Genomic DNA, 12,780 nt, shown 5'->3' on the forward strand with positions numbered 1-12,780 from the left:
CCCGGCCGCTGGGCGGCGTGGTCGGCCAGGCCGACGAGGGACAGCAGCAGCTGCACGCGCTCCTCGCGCTCGCGCGGGTCCGCCTTGCGCAGCCGAAGCGGCACGCCGACGTTCTCGGCGGCCGTGAGGATCGGGATCAGCCCGAAGGACTGGAAGATGAAGCCGATGCGGTCACGGCGCAGCTGCAGGAGGCCGTCCTCGCCGAGCGCGGAGATCTCCGTGCCGTCGACGCTGATGCGGCCCCCGTCCGGGCTGTCCAGGCCGCCGACCAGGTTGAGCAGCGTGGTCTTGCCCGACCCGGAGCGGCCCTTGAGCGCGACGAGCTCACCGCGCGGGATCTCGAAGGACACCCCCCGCAGGGCATGCACGGCGGCGGCACCGGTGCCGTACGAGCGGTGCAGGTTCTCCACACGGACCATCGGCCCGCTCCTCGACTCCCCCACCACGGCCGCGCCCGCCGAGAGCCTCGAGTGTCCGGACGAGCGCTCAGCCATACGTTCCCCCACGTCGTGGATCGGTGTCGCGCCAGTATGTGCAGGCGGCACGCATCCGGGCAATGCCCTGGTGAAACGCCGACGGGCCGCACCCCGGAAACGGAGTGCGGCCCGCCACGTGTTCCTCAGCGCACCTCGGTGATCTCCGGGCCCCGCTGCAGCTGTCCCATCCCGCCGGAGAAGCGGGAGCCCTCCTGCTCCTCCTGCTGGACGCCCTCGGGCACCATCTGGGCGTCGTTCGGCAGCTTGAGGACGATCGGATCGCGAGGCGCCATGGGGCCTTCGCCGCGCACGACGACCGTGTCCCGGAAGATCTGCTCCAGCAGACCGGCCGCCTGCGGCTGCACCGCGCCCTGCCCGGAGATCACGCCGCGCAGGAACCAGCGCGGTCCGTCGACCCCGACGAAGCGCACGAGCTGCACGCCTCCCGTGCCGTCCGGAAGCTGGACCGGGACCTGGGCGCGCAGCTCCCAGCCCAGCGGGCCCTCGACCTCGTCGATGACGCCGCCCTGCTGGGTGATGCCGGAGGCGATCTCCTCGCGGACCTCGCCCCAGATGCCCTCCTTCTTGGGGGCGGCGAACGCCTGCAGCTGGACCGCGCTGTCCCGCAGCACGACCGTCGCCGCGACGATCGCGTCGCCCGCGACCTCCACGCGCAGCTCCATGCCCTCGACTCCGGGCACGAAGAGACCGCCCAGGTCCACCCGGCCCTCGCCAGGCCTGGAGACCTCGGAGACGTCCCACGGACCGTCGGGCCGGGGCGCCGGCGGAAGGTTCACCCGGCGCGGCGCGTCATGCGAAGCCGCCGCGTCCTCCGTGTCGAGCTCGTCGACGACCTGCTCGGCCTCGCCCGCCACCTTCTCGGCGGTTCCGCTCTTCTTGCGACGTCCGAACACGTCACTGTCCTTCCCGGTCGGATACGACCGAAGCGTATCGATTCCCACCCTGTGCGCTGCCCACGGCCGACCCGCCCACGGCGGCATGACCGCCGGTGGACCCGAAGCCCCCCTCGGCCCGCGCCGAGCCGGGAAGCTCCGCCACCTCGTGGAAGCGCACCTTCTCGACCTGCTGGACGACCAGTTGAGCAATCCGGTCGAACCGTTCGAACCGCACGCTCTCGCGCGGGTCCAGATTGACCACGATCACCTTGATCTCCCCACGGTACCCGGCATCCACCGTCCCTGGGGCATTCACGAGGGCGAGACCACAGCGGGCCGCCAGCCCCGAGCGCGGATGCACGAAGGCCGCATACCCGTCGGGGAGGGCGATGGACACTCCCGTGGGCAGCACCGTGCGCTCTCCGGGTGCGAGCTCGGCGGCCACGGTGGTCACCAGATCGACACCGGCATCGCCCGGGTGTCCGTATGACGGAATCGGTACCTCCGGGTCCACACGCCGGATCAGTACGTCGACAGGGTTGCGCATCAGGGGTTCACCTCGAAGGCGCGGGCGCGCCTGACCTGGTCGGGATCCGCCATGGCGGCCTGGATCTCCGCCGGGCGGCCGTTCTCGATGAAGTGGTCGACCTTGACCTCGACGAAGAGGGCTTCGGCGCGGACGGCGACGGGTCCCTCGGGACCGCCGATCCGGCCGGTGGCCGTCGAGTAGATCTTGCGGCCGCTGACGGCGGTGACCTCGGCCTCCAGGTGCAGGACCGTGTCCACGGGCACGGGCCTGACGAAGTCGGTCTCCAGCCGCCCGGTCACGGCGATGACCCGCAGCAGCCAGTTCAGCGAGCCGAGCGTCTCGTCGAGCGCCGTGGCCAGTACGCCGCCGTGGGCGAGGCCCGGCGCGCCCTGGTGGGCCGGGGTGACGGTGAACTCGGCGGTGAGACTCACGCCTTCACCGGCCCGCGCCTCCAGGTGCAGCCCGTGGGCCTGTCCTCCGCCGCAGCCGAAGCAGTACTCGTAGTGTGCGCCGAGGAGCTCGCCCGGGGCGGGGGCGTCGGGGTGCCGTACCGGCGGTACGGCGTCGGCCGGAGGGGTCAGTGCAGTACTCACAGGCGCAGACCTTACCCGCGCGGGTAGCCGCAGGTAGCGCCGTGCCAAGCTTGGATTCATGCAGCCTTCCGCCACGCCATCCGGCTCCCCGGCCGGCCCGTCCTCCGGGCCGCGCTACGACGAACGTCTCACCGCCCCCCGCTCCTGGTGGGTGATCACTGCCCTGGTGGCGCTCTCCGGCGGTCTCCTGCTACTTCCGCTGGGCGCGGTGCCGATGCTGGGCGGACTGATCGTCGCCGGCGCGCTGGCAGCGACCGCGGTGAGTTCGTACGGCTCCGCCCGGATCCGGGTGGTGGCCGGCTCGCTCGTCGCCGGCGATGCCCGCATCCCGGTGTCGGCCCTCGGCGAGGCCGAGGTGCTGGACGCGGAGGAGGCACGGGCCTGGCGCTCGCACAAGGCGGATCCGCGCGCGTACATGCTGCTGCGCAGCTATGTGCCGACGGCGGTGCGCGTGACCGTCACGGATCCTGAGGACCCGACACCGTACGTGTACGTCTCGACCCGGGATCCGCGGGCACTGGTGGCGGCGCTCGACGCCGTACGGACGGTCTGACGCCGCGCGGCGGGCGCCGTGGGCGCGCGGTCAGCCCTCCAGCTGTCTGCGCAGCTCGGGCGGAAGCTCCTCGGGCAGCTCCCCCTTCTCCAGCCGGGGCAGCTCCGGCAGCGCGTCCCAGGGGACCTGGCGGGCCCGCAGGTCCTTCCTGATGCGCTCGGCAAGCTTTCTGGTGTCCCGCCGGTTCATCACGGCTCCGACGGCGGCACCGACCATGAACGGCATCAGGTTCGGCAGGTTGCGGACCATGCGCTTCATGATCTGCTGACGCAGCTCGCGCTTCATCTGGCCGCCGAGTGCGGCGTTGATCGTCATCGGCTTGGTCACGTCGATGCCGCGCTCCTCCGACCAGGAGTTCAGATACGCGGTGGCGCGCTCCTTGAGATTGCCGGGCGGTCGCTGCCCGTAGACCTCGTACAGCTCGGCGATGAGTTTCAGCTCGATCGCGGCGACGCCCACGATCTCGGTGGCCAGCTCGGCCGGCAGCGCGGGCGGAACGGGCATCATGGCCGCCGCGCCGATGCCGGCGCCCACGGCGGACGTGCCGTTGGCCGCGCCCGCGATGAGCTTGTCGGCGAGCTGCTCGGGGCCGAGGCCCGGGAACTGCTCGCGCAGGGTCGCGAGGTCGCGCACGGGGATGCGCGGTGTCACCTCGATGAGACGGTCGGCGACGAAGCCGAGCGTGGCCTTGGCGGCCAGGCCGCTCCTGCGCACTCCGGCCCTCACCGCGTCCCGGCGCCGGCCTCGGGCCGGCGGCCCTTCGTGCGCGCCCGCCTCGAGCGAGGCCGGGAGGCCCCGCTCGTCGTCACGTGCGTCACCGGGAAGGGACGGGTGGCCGGTGTGCCCGTCCCCGGATCCCTCGGGCGCCCGGGCACCCTCCAGCGGGCCGGGAGCGCCCTGGGGCGCTTCCGGCTCCGGGGAACCCTTCCGCCACCGGCGCAGCTTCCCGGGTTTCCCGGGCGGTGTCCCGCCTGCCACGGCGGACCTCAGTCGCAGTCGCGGCAGATCGGCTGGCCGTTCTTCTCACGGGCCAGCTGGCTCCGGTGGTGCACGAGGAAGCAGCTCATGCAGGTGAACTCGTCGGCCTGCTTGGGCAGCACCCGGACGGCCAGCTCCTCGTTCGAGAGGTCGGCTCCGGGCAGCTCCAGACCTTCGGCGGCCTCGAACTCGTCGACGTCGACGGTCGACGTCGTCTTGTCGTTCCGACGAGCCTTGAGCTCTTCGATGCTGTCCTCGTTGAGGTCGTCATCGGTCTTGCGTGGGGTGTCGTAATCCGTTGCCATGTACCTCTCCCCCTCTGGGTGTCTGCGGTGTCTCCAGCGCACGTAACGCGTGAGAGGCCGGACTTGTGCCCGACCCGAGGCGGAGATTTTGCCTCACATCAAGGTCTGTTACTCAATCGACACCCAACCGGACCCCTCAAGAGTGATCGGGTTGGATGGCGATCGGGACCGTACACGGTCCGAATGTCGCACTTCACGGGCGCCACCCCGTGTACTTCCCGTGATCCGGACCCCTGGAAACCCGGACTTTTACCGGCTTTCCAACAGATTCTTGATCACGGAGAGTAGATGGCCGAAAATTCGCCCTTGTGATCGATCACACACGGACTTTGCGGGTACGAGTCCCGAAAATTCCGCGTAAAGCGAACAGAAAAAATCTTCGGCCTTTGCCGCCCGTCACCTGCCGACGATCGGCCGGCAGCGGTGGGGGCGACATTGGGACCGGCACGTCAGACCGGCAGAGTCACACGCATCACGAGCCCGCCGCCCTCGCGCGGCTCCGCGATGATACGGCCCTCGTGGGCGCGCGCAACTGAGCGCGCGATCGACAGGCCGAGACCGACGCCCTTGTCACTGCCGGTCCGCGCCTGGCGCAGCCGCCGGAAGGGCTCGAACAGATTGTCGATCTCGTACGCCGGGACGACCGGGCCCGTGTTGGACACCACCAGCACCGCCTGGCCGTGCGCGAGCTCGGTGGTGACCTCCACCCAGCCGCCCTCCGGCACGTTGTAGCGCACGGCGTTCTGCACGAGGTTCAGGGCGATCCGCTCCAGCAGGACGCCATTGCCCTGCACGACGACGGGTGCGCGCCGGCCGCGGAACTCCACGCCCTTCGCCTCGGCCTCACTGCGGGCCTGGTCGACGGCCCGCGTGGCGACCTCGGCAAGGTCGACGGGCTTGCGCTCGACGATCTGGTTGTCGCTGCGGGCGAGCAGCAGTAGGCCCTCCACGAGCTGCTCGCTGCGCTCGTTGGTGGCCAGCAGCGTCTTGCCGAGCTGACGCAGCTCGTCCGGGGCCGAAGGATCCGAGAGGTGGACCTCCAGCAGGGTGCGGTTGATCGCCAGCGGCGTGCGCAGCTCGTGCGAGGCGTTGGCGACGAACCGCTGCTGTGCCGTGAAGGCACGCTCGAGCCGCTCCAGCATCTCGTCGAAGGTGTCGGCGAGCTCCTTCAGCTCGTCGTCCGGGCCGTCCAGCTCGATCCGCCGGGTGAGGTCGGAGCCGACCACACGGCGCGCGGTGCGGGTGATCTTGCCGAGCGGGGAGAGGACCCGGCCCGCCATGGCGTAGCCGAAGGCGAAGGCGATGACGCTGAGGCCGACGAGGGCGAAGAGGGAGCGGGTGAGGAGGTCGTCCAGGGCCTGCTGGCGCTGCTCGGCGAAGCAGATCTTGAGGGCTGCGTTGACCTGGTCGGCGGTCAGTCCGAACTGCAATGCCGGGCACGCGTTGCTGGTCAGCTCGACCTTGCTGTCGGGCAGCAGCTTGAACGGCATCTCGTTGCCGGCGTGCAGTGCCTGGGCGGTCAGCAGATAGATGATCGAGAGCAGCAGGATGCCCGCGATCAGGAACATACCGCCGTACAGCAGCGTGAGCCGTATCCGGATGGTCGGACGCAGCAGCGGGCCGGCGGGCTCTCTGGGGTCCCAGGTGGGTTTCGGGGGCGCCGTGGGGGGCGCGGGAACGGTGGCCACGGGTCAGATCCGGTAGCCGGAGCCGGGGACGGTGACGATCACGGGGGGCTCGCCGAGCTTGCGGCGCAGGGTCATGACGGTGACCCGGACGACGTTGGTGAACGGGTCGGTGTTCTCGTCCCAGGCCTTCTCGAGCAGCTGCTCGGCCGAGACCACCGCGCCCTCGCTGCGCATGAGCACCTCCAGCACGGCGAACTCCTTCGGGGCGAGCTGGATCTCCTTGCCGTCGCGGAAGATCTCGCGGCGGTTCGGGTCCAGCTTGATGCCGGCGCGCTCCAGGACGGGCGGCAGCGGGACGGTCGTACGCCGCCCGAGGGCACGCACGCGGGCGATGAGTTCGGTGAACGCGAACGGCTTCGGCAGGTAGTCGTCGGCACCGAGCTCCAGGCCCTCGACGCGGTCGCTCACGTCGCCGGACGCGGTGAGCATCAGGACGCGGGTGGGCATGCCCAACTCGACGATCTTGCGGCAGACGTCGTCGCCGTGGACGAGTGGCAGGTCACGGTCGAGGACGACCACGTCGTAGTCGTTCACCCCGATGCGCTCCAGGGCGGCGGCGCCGTCGTACACGACGTCGACGGCCATGGCCTCCCGGCGCAGTCCGGTGGCCACCGCATCGGCGAGCAGCTGCTCGTCCTCGACGACGAGTACGCGCACGTGGCTGGTCCTTCCTCTGGACCTGCCCGATCCCGTGAATCAGGGCAGGTGGTAGTGATGGCTGGCACTGATGTGTGCCTCCATCCTGCCCCTTACGCGCGTAAACCGGGTGTAAGGCGGAGGAGCACCCCCGGGGGCACCGGGAATTCAACGGATTCCCGGTGGAGTTGAGGTTTCTCCGAGGGTGACCCTGGGGAGGACGACTGCACACCCGCGATCACGCCATGTATGTGGCTTGCCACACCCCGCTCCCTGTCCCCAGGGAGAAAGCGTGATCAACCCGCCGTAGGCACACCCCCGTGCCACCGACCCACGACGAGGGGGCGCAACCATGGACGCATTCACCGCAGGACTCCTGCAGCGCATCAGGGCCACGGAGACCGACCTCACGCGGGCTCGCGAAACGGGCGACGACTTCCTGGTGGATGTCGAGCAGGCCGAGCTGGACGACCTGCACCGCCTCGCCGCCGAGCACGGCGTGGAAGTCGGCGCCGCGAGCGTCTGACCACCTACACGAGGGCCCGACGCCGGCTTGTCCCGGCGTCGGGCCCTCGCGCATGCGGCGCCTCGCGCCTGCCTGCGGCGGGCCCACGCGGCGAAGCCGCATATTGATGCCCACCCCGCCCCTTCGGGAAGGGACGGGGTGGGGAGTGGGCCGCCGCCGGCACGGCGTCAGTCGTGCCAGGCGCCCAGGTCGTCGAGGATGCGCTGCAGCGGTTCGAAGACGCCGGGCGACGCGGCGACCGTGAGATCTCCGGACGGCGGCTCGCCCGGGCGGGAGCCGGTGAGGGCGCCCGCCTCGCGGGCGATGAGGTCGCCGGCCGCGAGGTCCCAGGGATTGAGGCCGCGCTCGTAGTAACCGTCGAGACGGCCCGCGGCGACGTCGCACAGGTCGACGGCCGCCGAACCGCTGCGGCGGATGTCACGGAGGCGGGGGATCAGCCGCTGGGCGACGTCGGCCTGGTGGCTGCGGACGGACTGTACGTAGTTGAAGCCGGTCGAGACCAGCGCCTGGTCCAGCGGGGGCGCGGGCCTGCAGCGCAGCCGGCGGTCGCCGCAGCGGGCGCCGCCGCCGAGCACGGCGTGGAACGTCTCGCCCCGCATCGGCGCCTCGACGACACCGACGACCGTCTCGCCGTCCCGCTCGGCCGCGATGGACACCGCCCAGGTAGGCAGTCCGTACAGGTAGTTGACGGTGCCGTCCAGCGGATCGATGACCCAGCGGATGCCGCTGGTCCCCTCCGTGGAGGCGCCCTCCTCACCGAGGAAGCCGTCGTCGGGCCGGTGTCCGGCCAGGAAACCGGTGATCAGCTTCTCGGCCGCGATGTCCATCTCGGTGACCACGTCGATGGGGCTCGACTTGGTCGCGGCCACGGCGAGGTCCTCGGGCCGCCCGTCGCGCAGCAGCTCTCCGGCCCTGCGCCCGGCCTCCAGGGCCAGGGACAGGAGTTCGTCCAGCAGTCGGTCGGTCACGGCGCTCCTTACGCGTACGGACTGTCGGCGCCCGCGGCCGCGGGCCGCTCGCTGCGGGCCGGGCAGCAGCCGATCGGGCACAGGTCGTGCGAGGGGCCGAGCGCCCCTAGCGCGCACCGCTCCACTACCGCCCCGCGCACCGTCGCCGCCCGCTCCAGCACCAGGTCCCGGATCGCCGCCGCGAACCGCGGGTCCGCGCCGACCGTCGCCGAGCGCCGCACCGGCAGCCCCAGCTCGGCGGCCTTCGCCGTGGCCTCCGTGTCCAGGTCGTACAGGACCTCCATGTGGTCCGAGACGAACCCGATCGGCACCATCACGACCGCCGGTACCCCGGCCCCGTGCAGCTCCTCCAAGTGGTCGCAGATGTCCGGCTCCAGCCACGGAATGTGCGGCGCCCCGCTGCGCGACTGGTACACGAGCCGCCAGGGGTGCTCGATCCCCGTCTCGTCCCGCACGGCCTCAGCGATCACGCGTGCCACGTCGAGGTGCTGCTTCACGTACGCCCCGCCCTCGCCGTGCTCCCACCCCGGCCCGGAGGCGTCCGCGGCGGACTCGGGGATGGAGTGCGTGGTGAAGGCCAGGTGCGCACCGGCCCGTATCTCCCCGGGCAGATCCGCCAGAGACGCGAGCACGCCGTCCACCATGGGGCCGATGAACCCGGGGTGGTTGAAGTAGTGCCGCAGCTTGTCGACGCGCGGCAGCGGCAGGCCTTCCGCCTCCAGCGTCGCGAGCGCGTCCGCCAGATTCTCCCGGTACTGCCGGCAGCCCGAGTACGAGGCGTACGCACTGGTCGCGAGCACCGCCACGTGCCGGCGCCCGTCCAGGACCATCTCCCGCAGCGTGTCGGTCAGATACGGCGCCCAGTTCCGGTTGCCCCAGTAGACCGGCAGCTCGAGGCCGGCGCCCGCGAAGTCCTTGCGGAGCGCGTCGAGCAGCTCACGGTTCTGGCCGTTGATCGGGCTGACCCCGCCGAACAGGAAGTAGTGCTGACCGACTTCCTTGAGCCGCGCCTTGGGGATGCCGCGGCCACGCGTCACGTTCTCCAGGAACGGAACCACGTCGTCCGGGCCCTCGGGACCGCCGAAGGACAGCAGCAGCAGAGCGTCGTAGGGAGCTGGGTCGAGGGGAGCGGGATCGAGCTGTTCGGCCATGGTCCCGATCCTCCCACCCTTCCCCTGCCTGCGGCGGGGAGGCCCCTACTGACAGGCAGGAAACCGCATTGGAGTAAGGCTTACCTAACCCGTAAGCTGTACCGGCCACTGACATTCCTTACGGAGCATCCCCTTGCCCAGTCCCTACCGCGCGATCTTCGCCGCCCCCGGCACCGCGGCGTTCTCCGCCGCAGGCCTCCTCGGCCGTATGCCGCTGTCCATGATGGGCGTCGGCATCGTCGTCATGGTTTCCCAGCTGACGGGGCGCTACAGCCTCGCGGGCTGGCTCTCCGCGACGCTCGCGCTCTCGGCGGCGGTGCTCGGGCCCCAGGTGTCGCGCCTGGTCGACCGGCACGGTCAGCGCCGGGTGCTCCGCCCCGCCCTGCTGGTGTCGGTCGCGGCGGTCGCGGGACTCCTCGTCTGCGCCCAGCAGGGCGCGCCCAACTGGACCCTCTTCGCCTTCACCGCCTGCGCCGGCTGCATTCCGGCCGTCGGAGCGATGACCCGGGCCCGCTGGGCCGAGATCTACCAGGGCTCGACGCGCGAACTGCACACGGCGTACGCGTTCGAGTCGATCATCGACGAGGTGTGCTTCATCGTCGGCCCGATCGTCTCCATCGGACTGTCCACGGTCTGGTTCCCGGAGGCCGGCCCGCTGCTCTCCACCGTGTTCCTCGTGATCGGCGTCGTGTGGCTGACGGCGCAGCGCGCCACCGAGCCCGTACCGCACCCGCGCACGCAGGCGAGCGAGGGTTCCGCGCTCCGCTCCCCCGGTCTGCAGGTGCTCGTCGCCACGTTCGTCGCCACGGGCGCGATCTTCGGCTCGGTGGACGTGGTGACGGTGGCCTTCGCCGAGGAGCAGGGCAACAAGGCAGCGTCGAGCCTGGTGCTGGCGGTGTACGCCCTGGGTTCCTGCCTGGCAGGAGCGGTCTTCGGCCTGCTCCATCTCAAGGGCGAGCCGGCCCGCAGGTGGGTACTGGGTGTCTGTGCGATGGCCGTGAGTATGATCCCCCTCCAACTGGCCGGGAATCTTGTGGTCCTGGCCGTGGCGCTCTTTGTCGCGGGCCTGGCCATCGCGCCGACGATGGTGACGACGATGGCCCTCGTCGAAGCGCACGTACCACGCACCAAGCTGACCGAGGGCATGACCTGGACGGGTACCGGGCTCGCGGTCGGTGTGTCACTCGGCTTGTCGGCCTCGGGATGGGTGGTGGACGAGTACGGGGCCGGTGCTGCGTACGCGGTGCCCGCGGTGACGGGAGCGCTCGCGGTCGTGGTCGCGTTCCTGGGGTACCGCCGGCTGCGCAGGCCGGTGCCGACGCGGGAGGGGCGGGATGACGAGCACATCCAGGACCATGACGGGGAGCGCGTGGCGTAACTGGGCCGGGACGGTGGCCGCCCATCCGGTGCGGGAGGTGTCCCCCGCCACGGCCGACGAGCTGGCCGAGGCCGTGCGCCGGGCCGCCGAGGACGGCCTGCGGGTCAAGACGGTCGGTGCGGGGCACTCGTTCACGTCGATCGCGGCGACCGACGGCGTACTGATACGGCCCGATCTGCTCACCGGCATCCGCGAGATCGACCGTACGGCGATGACGGTGACCGTCGAGGCCGGTACGCCCCTGAAGCGGCTCAACGCCGCGCTCGCCCGTGAGGATCTCTCGCTCACGAACATGGGCGACATCATGGAACAGACGGTCGCCGGCGCGACCAGCACCGGGACGCACGGCACCGGCCGGGACTCGGCCTCGATCGCCGCCCAGATCAGGGGCCTTGAGCTGATCACGGCGGACGGCTCGGTGCTGCGCTGCTCCGAGAAGGAGAATCCGGAGGTCTTCGCGGCCGCACGCATCGGCCTCGGCGCACTGGGGGTCGTCAGCGCGATCACTTTCGCCGTGGAGCCACTCTTCCTGCTCACGGCCCGCGAGGAGCCGATGTCCTTCGACCGGGTGACGGCCGAGTTCGACGAGCTGCACGCGGAGAACGAACACTTCGAGTTCTACTGGTTCCCTCACACGGGCAACTGCAACACCAAGCGCAACAACCGCAGCGCAGGCCCCGCCGCCCCGCCCGGCGCCGTCAGCGGCTGGATCGAGGACGAGCTGCTCTCCAACGGGCTGTTCCAGGTGGTCAATTCGCTCGGCCGGGCAGTGCCCGCGACCATCCCGTCCATCGCGAGGCTGGCCAGCCGGGCCCTGTCCGCCCGTACGTACACGGATATTCCCTACAAGGTCTTCACAAGTCCCCGCCGGGTGCGCTTCGTCGAGATGGAGTATGCCCTTCCGAGGGCAGTGGCGGTCGAGGCCCTGCGCGAGGTGAAGGCGATGGTCGGCCGCTCACCGCTGCGGATCAGCTTCCCGGTCGAGGTGCGGACCGCCCCGGCGGACGACATCACGCTGTCGACGGCCTCGGGCCGCGAGAGCGCGTACATCGCGGTGCACATGTACAAGGGCACTCCGTACCGCTCCTACTTCACCGCGGTCGAGCGGATCATGACCGCGCACGGAGGCCGGCCGCACTGGGGCAAGATCCACACTCGCGACGCGGCGTACTTCGAGGGCGTGTATCCGCGCTTCGGCGAATTCACGGCACTGCGGGACCGGCTGGATCCCGATCGAATCTTCGGGAACGACTATCTGCGGCGGGTGCTGGGCGTCTAGGACGCGCCCGTTTCCGCGGAGACGGAAGGGGTCGCCGGGGTGCTGGGCGTCGCGGACTGCGGGTCCCCGGCGGACGGGGTCGAGGGGCCGGGGGTGGGCTCCGACGCGCTTCCACCGTCACCCGTCTCCGTGCCCTCACTCTCCCGGGTTGCGCCGGGGCTCGCATCGCGGGAGTCACTGCCCGGCGCCGAGTTCTGCCCACCGTTCCGGTCCTGGTCCTGCTCCTCCTGGCCCGGTCCCGGTTCGTTTTCCGGCTCTGCCGCGGGGTGTCCGACGTCCCGTCCGAGGGGGTCGGCTTCGGTGCGGAGCTCTCGCCGCCGTGCTCACCACCGCCGCGTACGTCCGATCCGACCGTCGTGCCGGTGCCTCCGCTCAGATCCCTGCCCGAGGCGAGTTCGTACGCGGTGATGCCGGGCATCGCCACCGCGAAGACGACAACTGCCGCCGGCACGGACCGTTTCCGGTCACGTACACGGGTGCAGTACGTCGTCGCCTCGCCGAACTCCCCTGCGGGAGACGCCTCGTGAGGCTCACGCATCGGCGCGCGGGACGTGGCGGCGTCGCGGAGCTGTTCGCCGGTACGCCGGAACAGGTGCTGGAAGACCAGCCCCCGCACGTCGCGACTACGCCGACCACGCCCGCTCCGACGATGGTTCCGTACACACCGAGCCGGGAGGCGAGCACCGCGGCCGCGACCGCCGCGAGTGCGCTGTCCGCGACCTGGGGGACGCTCAGATCGAGCCATTGCTCCCTCTGTTGTGCCGTCGTCCGCTCGTCTCCGTGCCGCTTGAGGCCAACTCCAGCCTCTGTTGACCCATCTGTCC

General features: G+C 70.9%; 15 protein-coding genes. 5 read left to right on the forward strand and 10 right to left on the reverse strand.

Annotation, left to right across the window (positions count from 1 at the left end; translation table 11 throughout):
* The 4 genes from ABT078_RS38830 to ABT078_RS38845 all read right to left on the reverse strand — a co-directional run.
* A partial coding sequence (locus ABT078_RS38830) for an ABC transporter ATP-binding protein (protein WP_502981522.1) occupies window positions 1-494 on the reverse strand: 494 nt, incomplete at its 3' end.
* Between the two features lie 125 nt (window positions 495-619).
* Window positions 620-1,390: a DUF3710 domain-containing protein gene (locus ABT078_RS38835; RefSeq protein ID WP_351236503.1), complete on the reverse strand. Its 771-nt coding sequence runs from the start codon at window positions 1,388-1,390 to the stop codon at window positions 620-622.
* Window position 1,391: 1 nt separating this feature from the next.
* A complete protein-coding gene (gene dut, locus ABT078_RS38840) occupies window positions 1,392-1,919 on the reverse strand; it encodes a dUTP diphosphatase (RefSeq protein WP_351236505.1) in 528 nt (175 codons plus the stop codon).
* Window positions 1,919-2,494 (reverse strand): PaaI family thioesterase, encoded by a 576-nt coding sequence (locus ABT078_RS38845; protein ID WP_351236507.1) that lies wholly within the window; start codon window positions 2,492-2,494, stop codon window positions 1,919-1,921. The genes dut and ABT078_RS38845 overlap by 1 nt, the downstream gene beginning before the upstream one ends.
* A gap of 58 nt (window positions 2,495-2,552) precedes the next feature.
* Between ABT078_RS38845 and ABT078_RS38850 the strand changes: the two genes are divergently transcribed.
* A complete protein-coding gene (locus ABT078_RS38850; protein WP_351236509.1) occupies window positions 2,553-3,047 on the forward strand; it encodes a DUF3093 domain-containing protein in 495 nt (164 codons plus the stop codon).
* A 30-nt stretch (window positions 3,048-3,077) separates the two neighbouring features.
* Here the strand turns inward: ABT078_RS38850 and ABT078_RS38855 are convergent, their stop codons facing one another.
* The 4 genes from ABT078_RS38855 to ABT078_RS38870 all read right to left on the reverse strand — a co-directional run bounded on the left by ABT078_RS38855 (window position 3,078) and on the right by ABT078_RS38870 (window position 6,675).
* Window positions 3,078-4,025, reverse strand: coding sequence for a hypothetical protein (locus tag ABT078_RS38855; protein WP_351236511.1), 948 nt, complete (start codon window positions 4,023-4,025; stop codon window positions 3,078-3,080).
* A gap of 8 nt (window positions 4,026-4,033) precedes the next feature.
* The gene (locus ABT078_RS38860; protein ID WP_166632484.1) at window positions 4,034-4,330 is read right to left on the reverse strand and encodes a DUF4193 domain-containing protein; all 297 of its coding nucleotides are present in this window, start codon (window positions 4,328-4,330) and stop codon (window positions 4,034-4,036) included.
* 449 nt (window positions 4,331-4,779) lie between these two features.
* On the reverse strand, window positions 4,780-6,018 hold the full coding sequence (locus tag ABT078_RS38865; protein ID WP_351236513.1) for a sensor histidine kinase: 1,239 nt from the start codon (window positions 6,016-6,018) through the stop codon (window positions 4,780-4,782).
* Window positions 6,019-6,021: 3 nt separating this feature from the next.
* On the reverse strand, window positions 6,022-6,675 hold the full coding sequence (locus tag ABT078_RS38870; RefSeq protein ID WP_351236516.1) for a response regulator transcription factor: 654 nt from the start codon (window positions 6,673-6,675) through the stop codon (window positions 6,022-6,024).
* Between the two features lie 331 nt (window positions 6,676-7,006).
* Between ABT078_RS38870 and ABT078_RS38875 the strand changes: the two genes are divergently transcribed.
* The gene (locus tag ABT078_RS38875; RefSeq protein WP_351236518.1) at window positions 7,007-7,180 is read left to right on the forward strand and encodes a hypothetical protein; all 174 of its coding nucleotides are present in this window, start codon (window positions 7,007-7,009) and stop codon (window positions 7,178-7,180) included.
* 167 nt (window positions 7,181-7,347) lie between these two features.
* On the opposite strand, the gene ABT078_RS38880 is transcribed toward ABT078_RS38875, so the two are convergent.
* A complete protein-coding gene (locus ABT078_RS38880) occupies window positions 7,348-8,148 on the reverse strand; it encodes an inositol monophosphatase family protein (protein WP_351236520.1) in 801 nt (266 codons plus the stop codon).
* A gap of 8 nt (window positions 8,149-8,156) precedes the next feature.
* Window positions 8,157-9,299 carry a ferrochelatase gene (locus ABT078_RS38885; RefSeq protein ID WP_351236522.1) on the reverse strand — a complete coding sequence of 381 codons (1,143 nt, stop codon included), beginning with the start codon at window positions 9,297-9,299 and terminating at the stop codon, window positions 8,157-8,159.
* A gap of 133 nt (window positions 9,300-9,432) precedes the next feature.
* Here ABT078_RS38885 and ABT078_RS38890 point away from each other — a divergent pair, with 133 nt between their 5' ends.
* From ABT078_RS38890 to ABT078_RS38900, 3 genes are all read left to right on the forward strand, one after another.
* Window positions 9,433-10,677, forward strand: coding sequence for an MFS transporter (locus ABT078_RS38890; protein WP_351236524.1), 1,245 nt, complete (start codon window positions 9,433-9,435; stop codon window positions 10,675-10,677).
* A complete protein-coding gene (locus ABT078_RS38895; RefSeq protein ID WP_351236526.1) occupies window positions 10,634-11,956 on the forward strand; it encodes a D-arabinono-1,4-lactone oxidase in 1,323 nt (440 codons plus the stop codon). Before ABT078_RS38890 ends, ABT078_RS38895 begins: the two co-directional genes overlap by 44 nt.
* 362 nt (window positions 11,957-12,318) lie before the next feature.
* Window positions 12,319-12,483 (forward strand): hypothetical protein, encoded by a 165-nt coding sequence (locus tag ABT078_RS38900; RefSeq protein ID WP_351236528.1) that lies wholly within the window; start codon window positions 12,319-12,321, stop codon window positions 12,481-12,483.
* Window positions 12,484-12,780 lie beyond the last annotated feature (297 nt).

Source organism: Streptomyces sp. NPDC002133 (genome assembly GCF_040296405.1).
Taxonomy (GTDB): Bacteria; Actinomycetota; Actinomycetes; order Streptomycetales; family Streptomycetaceae; genus Streptomyces.